At 39.1% G+C, this 21,419-nt stretch carries 15 protein-coding genes and 1 pseudogene; 2 read left to right on the top strand and 14 right to left on the bottom strand.

The genetic code is table 11. The features are described from left to right. Positions 1-8: 8 nt before the first annotated feature. The 3 genes from T408_RS0100180 to T408_RS11930 are packed head-to-tail and all read right to left on the bottom strand — an operon-like array spanning position 9 to position 4,084. Positions 9-905, bottom strand: coding sequence for a prephenate dehydratase (locus T408_RS0100180; RefSeq protein ID WP_028118150.1), 897 nt, complete (start codon positions 903-905; stop codon positions 9-11). 13 nt (positions 906-918) lie between these two features. Beyond that, on the bottom strand, positions 919-1,656 hold the full coding sequence (locus T408_RS0100175; RefSeq protein WP_028118149.1) for an amino acid ABC transporter ATP-binding protein: 738 nt from the start codon (positions 1,654-1,656) through the stop codon (positions 919-921). Next, positions 1,649-4,084: an ABC transporter substrate-binding protein/permease gene (locus T408_RS11930; RefSeq protein WP_084543843.1), complete on the bottom strand. Its 2,436-nt coding sequence runs from the start codon at positions 4,082-4,084 to the stop codon at positions 1,649-1,651. The genes T408_RS0100175 and T408_RS11930 overlap by 8 nt, the downstream gene beginning before the upstream one ends. A 458-nt stretch (positions 4,085-4,542) precedes the next feature. Here T408_RS11930 and T408_RS0100165 point away from each other — a divergent pair, with 458 nt between their 5' ends. Both T408_RS0100165 and T408_RS0100160 read left to right on the top strand, forming a co-directional pair. Next, positions 4,543-5,550, top strand: a complete 1,008-nt coding sequence (locus tag T408_RS0100165; RefSeq protein ID WP_028118148.1) for a serine hydrolase — start codon at positions 4,543-4,545, stop codon at positions 5,548-5,550. A gap of 26 nt (positions 5,551-5,576) precedes the next feature. Beyond that, positions 5,577-5,939 carry a DUF1622 domain-containing protein gene (locus T408_RS0100160; protein WP_051444683.1) on the top strand — a complete coding sequence of 121 codons (363 nt, stop codon included), beginning with the start codon at positions 5,577-5,579 and terminating at the stop codon, positions 5,937-5,939. A gap of 58 nt (positions 5,940-5,997) precedes the next feature. Here the strand turns inward: T408_RS0100160 and adhE are convergent, their stop codons facing one another. The 11 genes and pseudogenes from adhE to T408_RS0100105 all read right to left on the bottom strand — a co-directional run bounded on the left by adhE (position 5,998) and on the right by T408_RS0100105 (position 21,418). Beyond that, positions 5,998-8,631, bottom strand: coding sequence for a bifunctional acetaldehyde-CoA/alcohol dehydrogenase (gene adhE / locus T408_RS0100155; protein ID WP_028118146.1), 2,634 nt, complete (start codon positions 8,629-8,631; stop codon positions 5,998-6,000). 328 nt (positions 8,632-8,959) lie between these two features. Then, the gene (gene nrdG / locus T408_RS0100150; protein ID WP_035419633.1) at positions 8,960-9,541 is read right to left on the bottom strand and encodes an anaerobic ribonucleoside-triphosphate reductase activating protein; all 582 of its coding nucleotides are present in this window, start codon (positions 9,539-9,541) and stop codon (positions 8,960-8,962) included. Positions 9,542-9,668: 127 nt separating this feature from the next. Next, a pseudogene (gene nrdD / locus T408_RS10285) lies at positions 9,669-11,600 on the bottom strand (anaerobic ribonucleoside-triphosphate reductase); the annotation flags it as partial. A 193-nt stretch (positions 11,601-11,793) separates the two neighbouring features. After that, complete coding sequence (locus T408_RS0100140; protein WP_028118144.1) at positions 11,794-13,452, bottom strand: hypothetical protein; 1,659 nt, start codon at positions 13,450-13,452, stop codon at positions 11,794-11,796. A gap of 24 nt (positions 13,453-13,476) precedes the next feature. Further along, positions 13,477-14,019: a GNAT family N-acetyltransferase gene (locus tag T408_RS0100135; RefSeq protein WP_028118143.1), complete on the bottom strand. Its 543-nt coding sequence runs from the start codon at positions 14,017-14,019 to the stop codon at positions 13,477-13,479. 145 nt (positions 14,020-14,164) lie between these two features. Beyond that, positions 14,165-14,701 (bottom strand): serine O-acetyltransferase EpsC, encoded by a 537-nt coding sequence (gene epsC, locus T408_RS0100130; protein WP_028118142.1) that lies wholly within the window; start codon positions 14,699-14,701, stop codon positions 14,165-14,167. Further along, entirely contained in the window at positions 14,694-15,620 is a 927-nt protein-coding gene (gene cysK / locus T408_RS0100125; protein ID WP_211230813.1) for a cysteine synthase A, read from the bottom strand. The genes epsC and cysK overlap by 8 nt, the downstream gene beginning before the upstream one ends. 130 nt (positions 15,621-15,750) lie before the next feature. Then, positions 15,751-16,863, bottom strand: a complete 1,113-nt coding sequence (gene ald / locus T408_RS0100120) for an alanine dehydrogenase (RefSeq protein WP_028118140.1) — start codon at positions 16,861-16,863, stop codon at positions 15,751-15,753. Positions 16,864-17,236: 373 nt separating this feature from the next. Beyond that, positions 17,237-17,788: a DUF402 domain-containing protein gene (locus T408_RS0100115; protein WP_028118139.1), complete on the bottom strand. Its 552-nt coding sequence runs from the start codon at positions 17,786-17,788 to the stop codon at positions 17,237-17,239. A 118-nt stretch (positions 17,789-17,906) separates the two neighbouring features. Then, positions 17,907-19,664 (bottom strand): ABC transporter ATP-binding protein, encoded by a 1,758-nt coding sequence (locus tag T408_RS0100110; RefSeq protein WP_028118138.1) that lies wholly within the window; start codon positions 19,662-19,664, stop codon positions 17,907-17,909. Beyond that, entirely contained in the window at positions 19,661-21,418 is a 1,758-nt protein-coding gene (locus T408_RS0100105) for an ABC transporter ATP-binding protein (protein ID WP_028118137.1), read from the bottom strand. The genes T408_RS0100110 and T408_RS0100105 overlap by 4 nt, the downstream gene beginning before the upstream one ends. Position 21,419: the final 1 nt, after the last annotated feature.

Raw genomic sequence — 21,419 nt, 5'->3', positions numbered from 1 at the left:
TCTAACTCCTAATCTAGATAGTCCATTAGTATCTCTAAAGGCTCATAACAAGCAATCACCTGCAAATAGGCCGTCGCATAGGATAAGGTTGACCAAAAAACATTCATATCCATTGATAAGTTACCGATTTCAACTTCTACAAAGAAACCATAGTTAAAAGGCTTATCTTTAATGGGGCGGGCGTCTAAGCTTTGTAAATTACAATCAAATAATTGGAAGGCATTTAGCAGCTTAGCCAAAGCCCCTGGTTGGTGAAGTGTCTCCACATACAACAGTAAACGGGTTCGTTCTGGAGATTGGTCTCGCCACTCATTTAAGTAGTCCCCATAGGATTTTTGCTCGAGATGTAATTTTTCGGTTGCAAAGAATTTGGTGGTATTCGTTAACTCCGATTGAATTTCACTTTCTAGTGCTTCTAACTGGTATAAAAGACCTGCACGAGGACTAGACAGGGCTGCTATTTCCGGATTCTTACTCTCAGATACCATCAAGGCGGCGCCAGCAGTATCAGTATAAGAGATGGGTTCTATCCAAGGGTGATCTTGGAAGAATTGCTGGCATTGGGACAATGCCTCTGGGTGGGAATAGACTTGTCTAATCTGGTTTATTTCACTACCAGGTAATCCCCATAAAGAATGACGCACAGGTTGGTATAGTACTTGAACCCCACATATCGGTTGATAGCGAAATAAATCCAAGGTTCGGGTAATCAAACCAGTGGTTGAATTTTCTACCGGTAAAATAGCTAAATCAAGTTCTTCAGATAGGAGACTTGAGGTAATCAAATTGAAAGCCGAAAAACCCCGTAACTCAGCTTTCTCCTGGAGAATTTGATGGTCTTGAAGATAGTCTTGGACTGTCATCTCGCTATAGGATCCTTGAATTCCTTGATAACCAATACGCATAGGTCTTTCCTTTCTAGTAGCTCGTAATACCTTGAATAAACTGAGCAGTTCTCTCTTCTCTTGGATGGTCGAATATCTGGTCAGGACTTCCCTGCTCTAGTATTCTTCCTTGATCCAAGAAGATAACTTGATCTGATACTTGTTTAGCAAAATTCATTTCATGGGTAACCATAATCATCGTTGTTTCATTATGGGCAATCTCTTGAATAAGGTCTAGAATACCCCCAACCAATTCAGGATCAAGAGCCGAGGTTGGTTCATCAAATAAAATAACTTCCGGCTTGATAGCTAGTGCTCGGGCGATACCAACCCTTTGCTTTTGCCCTCCAGATAATTTACTTGGATAGTAATGAATCCGATCTTTCATCCCAACCATTTCCAAGTATCCCTCCGCAATAGTCTGGGCTTCTGCCTTAGGAATTTTTTTGACCATTACCAAACTTTCCATCACATTTTCTAGGGCTGTTTTCTTAGAAAATAAGGCATAATTTTGAAAAACCATAGCTGTCTGCCGCCGGATCGCAAGAATATCTTTATTAGTTACTTGACTCACGTCTCTAGTGATCTCACCAATTTGCATGATTCCAGAGTCAGCTGGCTCTAGAAAATTAATGGTCCGGAGTAAGGTTGACTTACCAGATCCACTGGCTCCTATAATGGTTAATACGTGACCGGTCGCTACTTCAAGATTAATATCATTCAAGACACAATTATTCTTAAATGACTTTGACCATTGACTTAACTTAAGCATGACTAGCCTCCTCTACTCTAATATCTTCAAGTTCATGATTATCCACATTTAATCGCCCTTCCAACCACTTAACTGCCTGCTCAATCAAGATACAACAAATCCAATAAATTAAGGCTACAGCTATGTAAGCTTCAAAGAAACGTAAATTAGAACCGGCAATAATTCTCGCTTGTCCCATAATATCTATAATTGTAACGGTAAAAGCTAAAGATGTTCCCTTTAGTAATGAAATTAAACTATTCCCTAAGTTCGGAATTGCCACAATTAAAGCTGACGGCAAAATAATCCGGCGCATGGTCTGACTAGAGGTCAAGCCAATAGATTTAGCCGCTTCAACTTCACTTTGATCGACAGACAAGATAGCTGCTCTAAAGGTTTCAGAATTATAGGCTGCTTCATTTAAACCAAAGGCGATAAAAACATACGTTAAAGCCGGAATATTATTAACATCAAAGGTCCAGCCAAATTGTTGATTCAACCATCTAACAACCAACGGGAAACCATAAAAAGCTAAAAATAGTTGAACCAGTTGCGGTGTTCCTCTCATAAAGGAGACGAAAACGTTAAATAATTGAGATAAGACCGGCACACCTCGAATCTTAGTGATAGCAATAATAAATCCCAGAGATAGACCAATTAAAGCGGACACCAAAGTCATCAGTAAAGTAATCGGCAATTTGGACAAGATCGTTGGCATAATTTGACCGATCACTTCTGGTGCAAATAATTTCCCGTCAGTTGAAGACTTCGCTTCTGAACTTACGAGATCACTAGATTCCCTTGAATTTTCTTGGCCCGTTCGCTCTGCTTCGATTTTATCATTTTTTTCAATGATTTCAGGAGTTAACTGCGTATGATCTTCCCCTAGGTATTTCTCACTAATGGCAGCTAGAGTGCCATCTGCTCTCATTTCTGCGAGAGTCTGATCCATTAAGTTACGTAAATCTTGATCATCTTTACGATAGATAAAATAGGAACCGGGTGGACGAATGGCGTCCTCATTTTCAATGGCATGACTTTGTAGTTTAATTCCAAAAGTATCTTGGACATCGTTTAAGTAAGTCGTATTGTAAATCGTCGCATCAAACCGACCATTATAGACATCTCGAATAATTGTAGATGGATCAGAGTCTACATATTGAATGTCAACGGCTTGGTCAGGGTGGTCTTCATTCCATTTTTCTAAGAACATGGATTGAGGAGAAGCGGGGACAACTCCGAATGATTTACCTGTAAAGTCCTCCATTTTCATATTTTCTGGAGTACCGGTTTGTGTAATGACAACATTATGAGTAATAATATAGGGATAAAGTGAGAAGAGAAATTTTTCTCTTCTTTCTGGATTTTCTCCTAAGTTATTAGCCACTAAATCAAACGCTTGCGAATCGAGTCCTGCAAATAAGGAAGCAAATTCTGTAATTTCATAGTCGATAGTAATTTCATCTAATCTTCGATCAATTTCATTAAGGATATCGACTTCAATTCCTGTCAATTGGTTGGTATCTTCAGTGAAATAATTTAGTGGTTTGGTTTGACCACTGGTACCCACAATCACCTTTCGAGCAGACGATTGATCTGCTTGAGCAAGTGAATCATTATAGTCCATAATCTCTTTGGATAATTGACTATCATCTTGGCCAAAATATTTCTCGCTTAATTCTTTAAGGCTACCATCTTCACGCATTTCAGCTAAAACCTGGTCAATGGCATCTCTTAGTTGAAGTGATTCTTGGTTATCCTTACGGTAGAGGAAATAAGCACCTGGTGGCTGAATCTCATCTTCATTAGCAATCGGATGTCCTTTTAGTTTGATCCCATAGGTATCTTCTACATCTTTTAAGTAGGTGGTAGAATAGATCGTCGCATCATATTGACCCGATTCAACCCCTCGAATGATAGTGGAAGCATCTGTATCAACATAATCTAGACGTACGGCCTTATCAGGGTTAGCTTTGTTATAAGCCTCCATAAAAATCGACTGAGCAGAGCCAGCCACAATCCCCATCGAACGACCGGCTAAGTCAGTTAAATCTACTTTCTCACCCAATTCTGGCTTAGTGATCAAGACATTATGAGTGATCACATAGGGGTACTGACTAAATAAATATTTTTCCCGACGTTCTTCTTTATCACCAATATTATTGGCAATCAGATCGAATTTACCAGCATCCAAGCCAGCAAATAAAGAGGCAAATTCCGTTGTTTCATAGTTAAATTGATAAGCATCTAATCGTTGATCTATTTCTTTCAATAAATCAATTTCAAAACCGGTCAACTCCTGCTTGTCGTTGTGATAATTATAAGGCTTTGATTGAGCACTTACTGCAACTGTAACTTCTTGGGCAGCTTGAACTTTCAGCATATTCACTGATAGCACTAGAGCTATCAAGGCAATTGCTTGAAAAATCCCTTTAATTCTATTCTTCACTTTTTCCCTCCATACTTTTTTCAAAAATAAAAAACCTACATTAATCACTAATGTAGGTCAATTATAAGAATAATCATGTTCACCCTCAGGCCTACATTAGATTTATGATAATCTAATAAGGCACTTAAATAGGCTCCTATTAGATGCAATCAGCTACGTGCTTGCATCTGGAGAATGCAAGCACTATCTAAAGAAGCGATAAAAGTTTGACATAGATAGTTTACACTTAATTTGAGACATGGTTATTCTCCTTTCTGATAGAATTTATGATAACAAGGATCAGGGTTTATGTCAAGTATTTTTAATAATCTGTTCATTTTGTTCTCATTAGATATTAATTTTAGTTTTTTATCTATTTATTTTCTAATTACGAATTTGTATATTTGAGCGAATTTTATCGAATTTTTTTAATACATCTATGCTATAATGTTACTATTGTTTAGAGAAAGGTGTTCACAATGAGACGATCTTTGTATTTACCCCTTTTAGCCGTTAGCTTAATGATTTTAACGGCTTGTGGCAAAGAGCCTATGATTCAGTTTTCTCAGGAAAATGATCCTGCTAACCGAGCTCCAGTGCCCCAGCAAGAGCAAGCACTAGCCCAAAAAGAAGCCGAGGCCACTCAATATTCCCAAGATTATGATGAATTTAATAATGTTGACCATTTGGTTCAGTCTGTTATCACTCAGTATAACTATCCCTTGGATCAGATCAGTCTAGCTTATTATAATTACCAAACTCAAGAAGTCTACCTATTAAATGAAAAGCAAGCTTTTCCTGTAGGATCCATTCTAAATATTGGCTTGGCTCGCCTCTATTCAGATCTGGTCAATCAAGGCTTAGCTAATTGGCAAGATCAAATCAAATATGATGTCAATTTCCATCAAGTTGGTGAAGGTACGATTACGAATGGAGCTAAGAAAGAATCTTATTCAATCTATGAACTCATCTACCATGCACTCACAGAAGCCGATCCTACTGCTAGCAACCTTTTGGTAAACCATTACCAAACGAATTTTGGCGATTTAAGTCAAGCGCTAGTTAATCTTAGTAGCCTTCAATATCCTCAAGCCTACCCAGACAAGCAAATGGATGTTGCCATGATCTTAAATATTTTATCGCCAATCGCATTTGAAGAGAATTATGACTATATCCGAACTTGTCTATCAGAAGTTCACTTACCAGAAACTTTTCCAAGTTATCATGATACCCAATTACTACCCCAGATCAACCCTGATACAGACAACTATCATTTTGTTACCCTGGCCAATAAGTCTGGTCAACCACTTTATTCACTGGTAATTTTATCACATGGGGGAACGGACATTGGTCCCCTGGTTTCAAGTCTGAACTTGAAGCTTAATGAATGGTCTTGTTATAGTATGGATCATCCTGAGAAATTACTGCCAGCAGCGAATCAAGTTGAAACAGAAACCCACGCGCTTGAAGCGAATACCCAAGAATAGCTAAGCGTTGAGAAAGGAATAAAGCCGTGATTTTAGATTTGCTTACTTTTCTAACCGATACCTTGAGCCCGATTGTTGTTCATACCTTGGAGCTGATCGGTATTTTCATTATTGCTTATGGCAGTATCAAATCTTTCTTATATTTGTTGAAAAGTCGCTTTGATTTTAATAACTCTCTCGTCAAGCTTACCTTGGGGGAAGCACTAGCCCTAAGTCTAGAATTTAAATTAGGCGCTGAAATTATTAAAACTGTCCTCGTTCGTGATTTCCAGGAACTTGTTATCTTGGTCATTGTCGTCATTTTACGTGTCGTCTTAACTTTCTTAATTCATTGGGAACTACAACAAGTTGATTTAGAAACCGAAAAAGCTAAAATCATAAATAAATAAAAATAGGCCTCAACCAGATAAATGGTTGAGGCCTATTTTATTCTTTTGCTTAGTCTTATTAGTATTTAATACGACCTGGTTGTTCACCGTAACCTAGATAAGCATCTTCCATGATTTCCTTCATATGATCAACCATTGCTAAACGAGGGTTAACAGGTGTACATTGGTCACCATAAGCGTCATAAGCTAATTGCTCTGTTGCTTCAAACCATTCGTCACGGTCAATACCTTGATCTTTAAAGCTCATTGGGATACCAATCTTAACCCCTAGCTCATAACAAGCCTTGGCATATGATTCCACTGCTTCTTCCGGTGTAGAAGCTGGAAGGCCTAACATTCTTGCTATATCTTGGTATTTTTCATCCGCTTGGTAATGCGTATACTTCGGCCAGTTAGATAATTTAGTTGGGCGAGTACCATTGTAGCGGATAACATATGGCATTAAGATAGCGTTAGTTTCACCGTGAACGGTATGGAAGCGTCCACCAATCTTATGAGCCATTGAGTGGTTGATACCTAGGAAAGCATTACCGAATGCCATACCAGCCATTGTAGCGGCATCGTGCATTTGGTGACGGGCATCTAGATCCCCTTCATTAACAGATCTCACTAAGTTATCAAATACTAGTTTGATTGCTTGAAGAGCTAAACCATCAGTATAGTGACTAGCCATAATAGATACATAAGCTTCGGTCGCATGGACTAATACGTCATAACCCGATGCAGCAGCTACCTTGGCTGGTACTTTTTCTACTAAGGCAGAGTCAACAATCGCCACATTCGGTAAGATGGAGTAGTCTGCTAATGGGTACTTAAGTCCCTTAGCCTTATCAGAGATAACCGCAAATGGTGTCACTTCTGAACCTGTACCTGAAGTTGTTGGTACGGCAATGAATTGTGCCACAGATCCTAGGTCAGGGAAGCGGAAAGCACGTTTACGGATATCCATAAACTTCTGATGCATATCTTCAAAGTTGATATCTGGCTGCTCGTAGAACATCCACATAACCTTTGCCGCATCCATTACAGATCCACCACCGATAGCTACAATCGCATCTGGCTTGAAGCGGGTCAGGGCATCAGCACCCTTACGAACTGTTGTAATGTCAGGATCTGGTTCAACATCATTAAAGATATCATAGATAACATTATTATCACGAGCTTCGAGGCGGTCAACAACTTGCTGAACATATCCTAAGTCAGTTAAAGCATGGTCAGAAATGATCATCACTCGGTTCAAGTTATCCATTTCAGTTATATATTTAAGGGCATGTTTTTCGAAATAAACACGCGGTACTTTAAACCATTGCATATTATTTTGACGCTCTCCAATCTTCTTAAAGTTCAATAAATTCAGAATTTGTACATTATCTCCAACAGAGTTATTACCGTAAGATCCACATCCAAGAGTTAGAGAAGGGATAAATGAGTTGTAAACATCCCCAATTCCTCCCAGAGCAGAAGGAGCATTACGGACAATTCGAATGGTTTTAACGCGTTTACCATATTCTAATGCTACTTCATCATCTTGAGTATGAATAGCTGCCGTGTGGCCTAAACCATTGAATTCAACCATTTTCTCAGCTGCATCAAGTCCCGCTTCTGTTGAATCAACCTTTAATACAGCGTAGACTGGCGATAATTTTTCACGAGTGAGGGGTTCATTTTCACCCACTTCTGCTACTTCAGCTGCCAAAATACGAGTTTGTTCTGGCACTTCGAAACCAGCTTCTTTAGCAATCCATGTTGCAGGCATACCTACTTGCTTAGAGTTGAGGGCTGCCCCAGAGCAAGCTTGAGAATTAGCTTTCGCTCCAAACATGTATTCTTCAAGTTTGGCTTTTTCCTCAGCATTAACAAAGTATACTTGGTAGCTCTTCATCTCATCGATGACTTGGTCATAGATTTCATGATCAATAATGGCAATCGATTCAGTGGCACAGATCATACCATTATCGAATGACTTACTCATTACTAAGTCATTAACGGCCTGTTTAATGTCAGCTGTTTTTTCAACATAAGCTGGCACGTTACCGGCTCCAACACCTAAAGCAGGTTTACCGCATGAGTAAGCTGATCTAACCATCGCGTTACCACCGGTTGCAAGAATGGTTGCTACTCCATCATGATTCATTAAGGCATTAGTAGCTTCCATTGATAGTTCTTCAATCCATTGGATACAATTTTCTGGTGCACCAGCAGCAATTGCTGCATCACGTACAATTTCAGCTGCTCGAATTGAACATTTCATCGCACTTGGGTGGAAGGAGAAGATAATTGGATTTCTTGTCTTTAATGAGATCAGTGACTTAAAGATTGCAGTAGAAGTTGGGTTGGTTGTTGGTACAATCCCGCAAATAACCCCAACAGGTTCAGCAATGGTTGTGGTTCCTTTGAATTCATCACGGTCAACCACCCCTACTGTCTTAACGTCTCTCATATAGTTGGTCACATGTTCTGAAGCAAATAAGTTTTTTGTAGCCTTATCTTCAAAAACACCTCGACCAGTATCTTCTACGGCTAATTTGGCTAATTCACCATGGTGATCTAGAGCTGCAACTGAAGCTTTGCCGACAATATAATCTACTTGTTCTTGGTTTAAGCTCATAAAGTCATTCAGCGCTTGAAGACCTTTTTGAACCATTTTATCTACTTGTTCTTCTGGAGTTACAACTTTCTCTTGTTCAGTCATTAGTTAAACTTCCTTTCAATCTTTATTACATGTACATGTTAACTTATTCACAATGTTTTGTAAATAGGTTTGTGCATATTTTTTCAATGTAAACGTTTTCTATAAAGCTTTTGGAAGATAATGACTTTTAATTGCGAGGATATCGACACTTCTATTTGTGATTATATGAGCATATAGTTTTATTATTTTACAGATAGCTTTCTTTAGAGGCCTTATTAGATAGTCCCTATCTTTAGATAAAATAAAACAGCTAGACTATTCTTAGTCTAACTGTGATTCAATAATTAACCATCTAATCGCTGATCGGTGCTTCTTAAATTTAATCCAATTAATAGTAGGGGCTTCCATCTGCTTGAGTCCATAGAACTGGCTTATTTTCTTGAAGACTTTTCTTGACGTCAATAATTCGTTGATTTGATGACCCTCTGAATTGAAGCGTTAAATCTCTTAATTGATCTAAATAGCGACCATCAACTAAGACATCAACGTAACTAAGTAATTGTAGCTTGTCTTGAGATTCTTCCATCAACTCTTCCCAAGTATAACCTGTCCAACACCAAATATCCTTGCTACTAGCAAATCGGTCCCGTACTTTTTGGCAGAGGGGTAGTAAAATATTAGTATTTAACATCGGTTCCCCACCCAACAAAGTTAGCCCTTGACAATAAGAAGCCTGTAAGTCATCAAGAATCCGCTCTTCTAATTCATCTGTGTAATCAACACCATAGTTAAAGTTTTGCACAGCTAAATTGTAGCAATTGGGACAGGCAAAAAGACACCCACTCACGTAGAGCGAACATCTAACGCCCTCTCCATCGACAAAATTGTAAGGTTTATAATCAGCAATTTTTCCCCTAGACCAATCACTAGCCAACCATTCTTTAGGTAAAGGATTCTTAGGAGCCTTCATCTTCTTTATTCTTCTATTAGAAGCAATACTTGCCTGATTTGTTTCAAAGTCTTGAGAGACAGGCTGAACAGGCTGGAAACTTTCATGTTTTCTATCCGGTTGATGATTCAAGAGCTAGGTCTCCTTCCTATTCATTCAAACCATTGATTACCGTTGAAGAAACATGTTTGACACGTGAAGCGATTTCCTTGTGGCGACCATGGACCATCGGTCTTTGTTGTGGATTACCTAAATAGCCACAAGTCCGTTTAACAACGTCACAGGTTTCTGGATCATTATTACCACATTCAGGGCATTCAAATCCACGTTCCGTTGGCTCGAAATCCCCATCAAAGCCACAGGCGTAGCAATGGTCAATTGGTGTATTGGTACCTAGATAGCCGATCCGATCATAGGCAAAATCCCAGACTGCTTCCAAGGCTTTTGGATTTTGACGCATATTAGGGTACTCGCAATAGTGAATAAAGCCTCCACTGGCATACTTGGGGTAATCTTTTTCAAATTCAATCTTTTCAAAGGGCGTCGGATTTTTACGCACATCATAGTGAAATGAGTTAGTATAGTAATCCTTGTCCGTAATATCTTCTATAAGACCAAATTCTTCTTGGTCTAAGCGACAAAAGCGGTCAGTTAGACTTTCAGAAGGAGTCCCATAAACACTAAAATGATAATTATAGCGCTCAGATAATTCATCGGCTTTGGCTTTGAGCGATTTTACTATATCGATGGTAAAATCTTTAGCTTCTAAATTTGCCTCCCAATTAGGGCCATAAAAACAAGCTGCCGCCTCATATAGGCCAATATAACCAATTGATACGGTTGCTCGTCGATTGGTAAAGAGACGGTCTACAGCCTCTCCTGCTGATAAACGTTCACCAAAAGCCCCATGCATATACAGAATCGGAGCATTCTCTGGTAGCGCCTCCTTGACGCGATTAATGCGATAAATGAGTGCCTCTTCCACCAAGTCTAATCGATCTTGGAATAAATGCCAAAACTGATTAAAATCTCCTTGAGATTTCAAAGCGATTCTTGGTATATTCAAAGTGACTACCCCTAGATTCATTCGGCCATTGTTTACTTCTTGACCATCTTCATTCTTCCATCCTTGTAGAAAAGACCGACAACCCATAGGTGCCTTAAAGCTTCCTGTTAGTTCAACAATTTTATCGTACATAAGAACATCTGGGTACATTCGTTTGGTGGAACATTCAATGGCTAATTGTTTAATATCATAGTTAGGATCTGCTGGTTCCAGGTTAACGCCACGCTTCAAAGTAAATACTAATTTAGGAAAGATTGCTGTCCGTTTTTCTTTACCCAAGCCTTCAATTCTCACTTGCAAGATTGATTTTTGAATCGCTCGTTCAATCCAGCTCGTTCCCAGACCAAATCCCAGCGTTGTAAATGGAGTTTGCCCATGAGAAGTATAAAGGGTATTGATCTCATATTCTAAACTTTGCATGGCATCATAAATATCTTTTAATGTCCGTTCTTTGGCATAGGCTACTTGCTTTTCTTCACCTTCAATCCAATCTTTAGCAACTTCCATATGCTTGTCATAATTAATTTGAGCATAAGGAGCTAACAATTCATCCACGCGATCTGCGGTCGTGCCACCGTACTGACTAGAGGCAACATTGGCAATAATCTGTGCCATTTGAGCAGCAGCTGTTTGAATAGATCGCGGACTTTCCACTTCGGCATTACCAATCTGAAAGCCTTCAGCAAACATTCCAGCAAAATCAATCAAGCTGCAGTTAGTCATGGGTGAATAAGGTTGATAGTCCAAGTCATGAATATGGATTTCCCCTTTTAAATGAGCGAGCGCCACCTCAATAGGTAATTCTTGCAAGCCAATGGCTTTAGCGACTGCCCCTGCGGTTAAATCACGTTGTGTATTAAATACATTACTGTCTTTATTCGCATTCTCATTAATAACTGTGCGATCTTTTCCAAGTAATTTATCTACTTGGGCTTGGATATTGGTCGCCTCACTATATCGTTTTCTCATTTGATTCAAATAATCTTTACTTGATTGCTGTTTTTTATCTTTTATCGCCGGCAAAACAATACCCTCCTTCCAAATGATTAGGCACAACAAATTGTGCCACTAGCTGGTATCTTACCACTATATCTTGTGTTTTTCAAGCCTTCTAGAGACTTCATTAAAACACACTCAGTTATTCTCAAATAAAAATCCACTCCTAATTGGAATGGGAGTGGATTTTAAAGCTAATCATTTATTTCAGCTAATCTAATTGTAATTCTACAATCTCACCTTTGGAATTAAATTTAAAGTGGATATCATCGCCAGATTTGAGGAATGGCAAGTGTTTACTCAGGTCAATCTTAGCGCTGTATATCTCATTGTCTACCAATAGATAATAATAAGTATAACCATCTAAGACGACGCTCTCAATTGCTTCAATCTTACCTTGCTCTTCACTTACATCACCAATCTCTTCTAAGAGCCTTTGATCTTGTCCCTGATCACTAGCATAAGCTTCAATTAATGATTTGACATTGGGAGCAACATAAACATTTTGATAGTTTTGAACGTCCACTAAGGCATAATCTTTAATTAAACCTGAATTATCCTTCAAGGTCAAAATATACATCGGACGGCCTTTGATATTTATCAAGAGCGGAAAAGTTGCCGTATAGCTTGTTTCTTGAACACTACCCTCTGCTGATCGCATGGCTGAGAATTCCTCAGCTGCAGTTAATGGATACATAACTGCTTCTTTGGTCCGCATATTGACTAATATAAAGCCAATATTTGACTCATCGGCTACTACAGAAGTAATGCCCGTGTATAAATACAGATCGTCACCTATCGGCAAATAATTATAACCCGCCGTCGGCTCAGTGACTCCTTCTTTGGCAAATAATGAGTTCCAAAAACCATTGCGATAATGTCCTTGCATAGTAACCTGATGCAGAATGAGATCTGCGCTATAGACTCGGTCAACCCAAGAAGGAATCTGACCTAAGTCATAGGCTTTGGTTTCTCCAGTAATCGCATTTAAGATAATTAAGCCATTAGGCTCGGGTTCCCGCAAGAAGAATCGCTTACGATAGGTAGTAGCAATATAGTAAGGCTCACCTTGATCATCGACTTCAAAACTTGGCTTAGAAAAAATAGTGAAAGGATGTTTCAAACGTAAGGCTCTAAGTACATCACGGTGAAAAAGATCAGAATAACTATATTTCATAGGCTGACTAGGCGTTTGAATAGATACCTCCCCAGAGACATTATCCACTTGAATGTAATGAGGGATTCCTTGTTGAAAATTATTTAACCATCTAAAAAATCCTGCATACTCTAAAGGGGTAACCCGGTAAGGTTTACCTTCGATAGTTACTTGTGTATAATCTGGTGCTGCTTCAAATTGAGAGACAATATGAGTTAAAGCCCCCAGATGTCGATTACCTAAACGTGTAGCTGTATCGCGGTCCACCAAGGGAATTTGGTTTAAATTAGTTTCTGGAAAATCTTTTTCAAATTCTTTAGGCTGGATTTCAATCATTGACGCATAATTAGCTGAAAAGAAAACAGGAGAATAAACAACATATACTAAGCCAGCTATCGCTAGAGATAAAAGGATCAGACCAGTAATGATTCTGTACTTATTTAACCCAGTTTTTGATGCAGATTCGCTCTGATGGGCTTTTGATCGTTCCACTAGATCATTTAGTCCTTCAATAACGATTACACCCAATAAAAACAAGCCTATAAATAACCAAAAATCCACCGAAGCCCAATGGATAGGTGGCAAAACAAAATAATAATAGACTAATAAAGCTAAAAATAAGAAAAAGTAAAGCTTACGTCCATTAAAAGACTGAAACTTACTGGCTTGATTAACAAATTTTTCTTTCACATCTTTGGGAGTTACATCTTTCATTACAGCATCCTCCTAGCTAGGCTTTTAAATAGCGTGGACATCATCAGTAATCTTTTGACCGTAAATATTGACATAGAGGTCTTGGTAATCTTGATAGCTTAGATTCGGTTGATTGGCCATCAATTCCATCGGCTCACCAAAATATGAAACATCCAGATTCTGTAACTGATAATTATTCCACTCATAAAAGGCTAAACGACGCATTCTTTGCTTTTGGTTGCTAACATTTTCAAGAGTGGTTGATTCGATTTCCAAACAGATAGTTACATCTTGATAAAAATCACCTAAAAGTGCTAGAGCCTTTGAACCATACCCCTGATTCGAAGCATTGGGATCAATTGCAATATATTCGATTAGGACTAGGTCCTTGTTTTTTAGGGTCACCGCAAATCCGACAAACTCATCCTGATCATTCAAAAAGACAAAGATATCTGATTTATCTTTTAAGGCATGATCATATAGTTTATCGATGCTTTTACGCTCAACTTCAGGAAAACTTGATAGATACAAAGCTTCCACTTGATCACTATATAGATCTGTAGCTGATTTAATTTGATTATAATACATAATTACCTCCTACCCCATCCACTCTAACAAAGTCCATCACAGGCTTCAAGTTCAAAAAGCTAAGAATCTGCTAAATAATGGAGCCATTAATTTTAACTATTAAAAAATCGGTAAGTCCATGACCTACCGATTTCATTAACATTACTTACTCAGCTGAGTGAAGGATTATTTTAGCAGGAACTCCTACAGCAGTCGCATAAGGTGGTACATCCTGTAAGACAACGGCCCCTGCCCCTACTTTACTGTGGTGACCGATGGTTACATCGCCTAGAATCGTAGCACCTGTTCCAATTTCAACATGATCTTCAATAGTTGGATGACGTTTAACACCCTTTTCCTTACCCGTACCACCTAAGGTAACATTATGGTAAAGCTTAACGTATTCACCTACTATTGCTGTCTCGCCAATCACCAATCCCATCCCGTGATCGATAAAGACAACCTCACCTAATTGAGCGCCTGGATGGATCTCGATCCCTGTTAATTGACGAGCCTGTTCTGAAATTTGACGGGCTAAATATTTCTCCCCTTCCAGATAAAGACGGTGGGCCGTCTCATGGGCCTGCAATGCCTTAATAGAGGGATAAAGATCGTATACTTCCTGCCAACTTGAAGCAGCTGGATCTTGTTCATAAATAATCTTAGCCAAGCGAATCCAACGATCAGGATTAGACTTATTCACCGTCTACTTCTCCGAAGCGCCCAGTAGACAAGTAACGCTCACCTGTATCTGGGAAGACAACGACTACATTTTTGTCAGGTCCTAATTCTTTTGCTAAAGCGAGAGCAGCTAAATAATTGGCACCTGATGAAAAACCAGCTAAAATCCCTTGTTCCTTGGCAAGAGCAACTGCTGCTTGAATCGCATCTTCACTTGCAACTTGGTGAACTTTATCTAATACACCTTGATCTAAAATTTGAGGAATAAAGTTTGCTCCAAGTCCTTGAATTTTATGTGAGCCAGCCTGACCTTCGGTTAATAAGGGTGATTCTTTAGGTTCAACGGCCCAGATTTTTGCTTCTGGTTTTTCAACCTTCAATATTTTACCTACACCTGTGACTGTGCCGCCCGTTCCAATACCAGCAACAAAACCATCGATATTAGGTAGGTCAGATAAAATCTCTTGAGCAGTTGTTTGCTCGTGGGCTTTAACGTTGGCTTCATTTGTAAATTGACCAAAAATCGGTGCATTTTTTTCTTTGGCAATTTCTTGAGCCTTTTCACCTGCCAATTTCATTCCCCCTGAACCTGGGGTTAAGACAACCTCTGCACCGTAGGCCCGCATTAATTGGCGACGCTCAACACTCATCGTCTCAGGCATCACTATGATCACGTGAATACCCATTGCTGCACCGAGCATTGCTAGGGCAATACCTGTGTTACCACTAGTTGACTCAACAACCGTACCGCCTACTTCTAATAAGCCACGATCCATTAAGTCTTGCAAGATAAACTTGGCCGCCCGATCTTTAACCGATCCGCCCGGATTTTTGGATTCCAACTTGGCGTAAATAGCTGCACCTTGGTCATCTTTAGTCTTTAATTTGATTAATGGTGTGTAACCTACCGCATCCACTAAATTTTCAAATAACATACACATTCCCCCATTAGGTTTTGATTAGAATAAATAATAATAAAAGTAAGGTCTTTCGTCAACTTATCTGACTAAGCAAATTAATATTTGATTTTTTATAAAGAAAGAGGAGGCACCATCCTCCCCCTTCTAAGAATTATTTAACTAATTCAGAATATTCAACATAGTCAAAATGACTAGTTTCTGCCACCGCTTCGTTGGTTAGCTTACCGCTAGCAGCATTAACACCCGTATAAATAGTTGTGTTATCTTTAGCCGCTTGAACAATACCTTTATTAGCAATTTCAGTCACATAACGCATGGTTGCATTAGTTAAAGCTAATGTAGAAGTTTGCGGAACTGCTCCTGGAATATTGGCAACAGTATAGTGAATGATACCTTCACGTACATAAATAGGATCATCGTGAGTGGTTGCATGATCAGATGTTTCAAAGTTTCCACCCTGGTCAATGGCCACATCAATGACAACTGATCCTGGTTCCATAGATTGAATCATCTCTTTGGTAACTAAGATTGGAGCCTTCTTACCTGGAATCAGAACTGAACCGAGGACAATATCGGCGTCTTTTACTTCACGGGCAATGTTAAAGGCATCTGAGTGGACAGTATTGACATTTCCTTGGAAGATATTCTTCAATTCAGCTAAGCGAGCTGGGTTAAGGTCCAATACCGTTACTTCAGCACCCATTCCTAGGGCAATACGAGCTGCGTATTCACCAACCTTACCTCCACCAATAATGACAACCTTACCTCTAGAAACACCCGGTACCCCACCAAGTAAGATACCTTTACCTCCGTGGCGGCTCTCAAGGTAGTGAGCTCCTGCTTGAATAGCGTAAGAACCAGCAACCTCACTCATTGGAGCGAGTAGAGGTAGCGTACCATTCAATACCATTGTTTCATAAGCAACAGCAGTCATCCCTGATTCAACAACAGCAGTTGTTAATTCTTCATCTGAGGCCAAGTGAAGATAAGTCATCAAGATAAGATCTTCACGGAAGTATTTGTATTCTTCCTTTAAAGGTTCTTTAACTTTTAAGACCATTTCAGCTGCCCATACTTCTTCAGCTGTGTCTTTGATTTCTGCACCATATTTAGCATAGTCTTCATCAGAGAAGAAGGATCCTTCCCCAGCACCTTTTTCGATGTAGATCTTGTGACCGCTATGAACTAGGTTAGCAACATTTCCCGGTGCAATAGCAACACGGTTCTCATTATTCTTAATTTCTTTTGGTACACCTATAATCATTTAGATTCCTCCTTGATATATTGACTCGACTCTATAGGGTAAGTATAACAAATATATAAGACAATACCAACCAATACACTAATTTAAAATAAACTGTACTTATTTCTTTAAATCAAATTAGGCCTATATTGACACTGAATCGAGGCTTTTATCGAAAATAATAGTACAGGATTATAAGATAAATGATACAGACCCCTTGATATTCTAGAGATTAGTCTTCTCCAACTTCCTGAATATTTCACCCTCTCTTTTATCTAGCTATCCCGTCAACAAGCCAACAAACAAAAAAAGCTTCCAAGCAGAGTTAGAAGCTTTTTCAAATAGAAACCTAAATACTAATCGCTTAATAGATTCATTAGGAATTCACTACTATTTAGTTATGTTGTTGTTTGTTACGATAGGATAATTGACAATACCGCTCATACCAAATATCTATAAATTCTTGAGAAAAAGGCCCCTTCTTCTCTTCAATCCAACGAACTAATTCTTGGATTTGATACTTGATAATTTGATCAATTTCATCGGAATAGTGGTAACGTCTACCGTGCAACTCATATTCATCCAAGTCTAAAAGTCTTTTTTCACCATCAGGAAAAACCTTGATATCTAAATCATAATCAATATACTTCAAGGCTTCATTATCCATCACATAGGGCGAAGCAAGGTTACAATAATAAGTAACCCCTCGTTTCCTTAGCATGGCAATAATATTAAACCAGAAATGCTTGTGATAATAGACTAGAGCCACTTCGCGAGTCGTCCATCGACGGCCATCCGACTCAATAACTAATGTATGATCATTACAGCCGATTATGGATTGGTCGCTGGTCTTTAAGACCATATTATCACGCCAAGTCCGGTGCAAAGATCCATCGTGTTTATAACTTTTAATAGTGATGAATTCCCCTTCTCTTGGTTGTTTCATCACTTGACCTACTTTCTATGTAAAATCTGATTCAATGCTTTGAATCTATACCCACTAATTATAACACAGAGTTCAGTTCAAGTGAAAATGAATTAACTATTTACTAGCCAATAGCACACTAATTATCAGAATAACTTAAACCATTTTGGGCTTCTTGTAACTGATAATAAAAGCCTTTTGCCTGCATGAGCGAATGATGGTTGCCCTGTTCAATGATGTTGCCATCCTTCATAACTAGGATCAAGTCAGCTTTTTGAATAGTTGAGAGTCGGTGAGCAATAATAAAGCTAGTCCGACCTTCCATCAGGCGGTCAAAGGCTTCTTGAATTAGGACCTCCGTTCTAGTATCAATTGAAGACGTGGCCTCATCTAAGATAAGTAGATTAGGCAAACGAACAAAGATACGGGCAATCGCAATCAGTTGTTCTTGTCCGGTTGATAACTTCAATCCACCTTCCCCAATCACAGTGTCATAACCATCTGCCAAGAGACTGATAAAGCGATGAGCGTGAGCAGCCTTAGCAGCCCTAATTACTTCTTCACGACTAGCATCTGGAAAGCCGTAGGCAATATTGTCATGAATACTAGCATATTTAATCCAAGAATCCTGAAGAACCATACCAAATTCTTGGCGAATACTCTTTCTCGTATACTGTCTAATATCCACTTGATCTAGGCAAATACGCCCTTGGTCAACATCATAAAATCGCATCAATAAATTAATAAGAGTCGACTTCCCTGCACCCGTTGGACCCACAATAGCTACCGTCTGTCTGGCCTGAACATTGGCATTAAGGTCTTGAATAAGAGGATGCATAGGATCATAGGAGAATTCAACTGCATCAAAAGTAACTGCACCAGCCACCGATTCAGCAACTAGTTCAAGCTCTCCGGTCTCTTCTTCAGGTGCTAAATCAATCAATTCATAGAGGCGAGCAGCACAGGCTAGAGCCGATTGGATCTCAGCTAAGACACTAGAAATATCATTGAAAGGCTTGGTATACTGATTGGCATAATTTAGAAAGGTAGCCAACTGCCCTACTGTCAAACTCCCCTGCATAATTCGCCAAGCCCCTAATAAGGTCACCACTGCATAAATTAAGGCATTAATGAATCGAGTGGTGGGATTAATTGTTGAAGAATAAAAGGTAGCAGCCTGAGCGTAGTCTGAATAAACCTGGTTAATCTGATTAAATTTTTCCTTTGCTAACTCCTGACCATTGAAATAACGGATTAGGTCTAATTCTTGGATGGATTCTTCAATTAAGTTTGCATGTTTTCCTCGAGATTCAGTCTGTTTTTGAAAAAGTTGGTAGGAACGATTAGCAATAAAGCGGGCAACAAAAATAGATATAGGAGTCAATAAAATCACAGTCAACATCATGTAAGGGTCTAAGCTGGCCATAGTGAAGATAGTTACCACAATTGTTAATATTCCCACTAAAAATTGGTTAAAGACCATCAGTAGGCCATCAGCTAATTGCTCACTATCTGTAGTGATCCGACTTACTAAGTCCCCTGTCGACTGTTGGTCCACGTATGACAAGGGGAGGTGATGAATTTGATAGACCAAGCGATCACGCAGGCTTTGAATCCCTTGATAAATAAGCTTGGAATAAATTCTAGGATTAAGCCACTGAACAAAAGCGTTGACCAGGATAACAATAATCATCTGGCCTAAAATCTGTGCAAGCTGATCAAAATTTACCACCCCTACCGTGACAATTTGATCCACCGCTCGTCCAATCAAGATTGGCATGTAAATAGTTAAGCCGACTTGGATACAAATTGCTAGAAAGCTTAAGACTACCAGTGGCCAAGGGGTAAGAATCTCCCTGAACAGTCGGATTATTAGGCTATTGCGCTTGCTTGTCATGACTCCACCTCCTCAAGATGCTGTGAATGATAAATCTCTTGATATACTCGGTTGTTTTCAAGTAATTCTTGATGGCTACCCAGACCTACTTGATGGCCTTGTTCAAGAATAAGTATCTGGTCTGCCTCAACGAAACTATGTGTTCTTTGCGAGATGATTATTTTAGTCAGATCTTGATATTTTGTATTTAAGACTCGGTATAATCTAGCTTCTGTTAAATAATCCAAAGCCGAGGTAGCATCATCAAATATTAAGAGTTGTCCGGGCCTTAATAAAGCACGAGCGATAGTTAATCGTTGCCGTTGACCACCTGAAAAGTTGCGCCCAAATGCTTCTACAGGAGCATCTAACCCTCCCTTTAACTTGGCTACAAAATCTTTGGCTTGGGCATCTTCTAAAGCTTGCCACATTTCTTGATCACTTGCCTGAGGAGCTGCTAATTGTAGGTTGCTTCGAATTGTGCCTTGAAGCAGAGCTACTTCTCCTGAAACGACACTCATCTCTTGTCTAAGTGTTTGGAGATTAGAAGTATCAAAGAGTCGAGGATTAAAGCTGACTGCTCCGTCCATATTTCTATAAAAGCCTGTCAATAAATACAATAGACTTGATTTACCCGCTCCGGTAGAACCCACAATGCCAAAGAAATCACCTTTTTGGACAACAAAGTCGATAGCTTCAAGTGTCGGTGCTTCAGCGTCAGGATAAGTAAAACTAAGATTATCAACGACAATCGCAGTATCAACTGTTACCGGGTGACCTCCTCTAGTAGAATCAATCGGGGAATATGATTTTTGAATCCAGGATTGGTCTTCTTCTTGAATTTCTAAAACTTGGTTTACCCTCTTAGCACTCGCCCATGAGCGGTTAAGGGTCATAACAATGTTAGCTAATTTTATCAATTCAACTAGGATAGCCAGCAAATAATTAACAAGAGCCACCAGTTGACCTTGACTGATATGGCCTAAATTAACTTGAAATCCACCTTGCCTAATCACTAAAATAAGTGAAATATTAACAATTAAGAAGGTTAATGGATTCATCCAAGCATTTCTTTTCTCAGAGTCTATTTGATCTTGAATCAATTGATCATTAAGACTTTGAAACTCTTGAAATTCACGTTCTTCTTGGAGAAAGGCTCGAATCACTCGGATCCCACGAACCTGCTCTCTAGTTATTTGAACCAGGCGATCGAACTCCTGACGGATGCCAGAAACAATAGGGTTGATCCAATAAATAAGGGAATAGACTACAATAAATAAACAAATAACCATGCTTAAAAAAATCACAGTCATGCTATGATCAATCTGCATGGCCATTACCAATGACCCAAAAACAATAAAAGGTGATCTCAAAAATAATCTAAAGAAACGGTTAAGTCCATTTTGTATCTGAAAGGTGTCATTAGTCAATCGACTAATTAAACTCGCTGAGCTGATCTGCTTAATGCTGGTTCTTGAAAGATAAATAATCCGTTGAAAAAGGTCTTCACTTAAATTTCTTGTAAAACCAATAGCTGCCTTAGCAGCAAAGTATTGAGCGGTCAAGGCAAAGCCTAGGCCAATCAGGGCAATAGCAAACATACCGCCAATTGATAAGAACAATAAGTTTAAGTCCTGACTAGGAATTGCCTGGTCAATAATTGAGGCAACTAATAATGGAACACAAAGCTCCAATAAAGCCTCAGTCAGCTTAAACAGAGGACTTAGAATCGCTTCTTTTCGGTAACCGGTAAAATATTTCAGTAAATTTTTCATA

Source organism: Hutsoniella sourekii ATCC 700629 (assembly GCF_000518205.1).
GTDB classification, from domain to species: domain Bacteria; phylum Bacillota; class Bacilli; order Lactobacillales; family Aerococcaceae; genus Hutsoniella; species Hutsoniella sourekii.
This window is presented reverse-complemented; position numbering and strand designations above follow the sequence as displayed.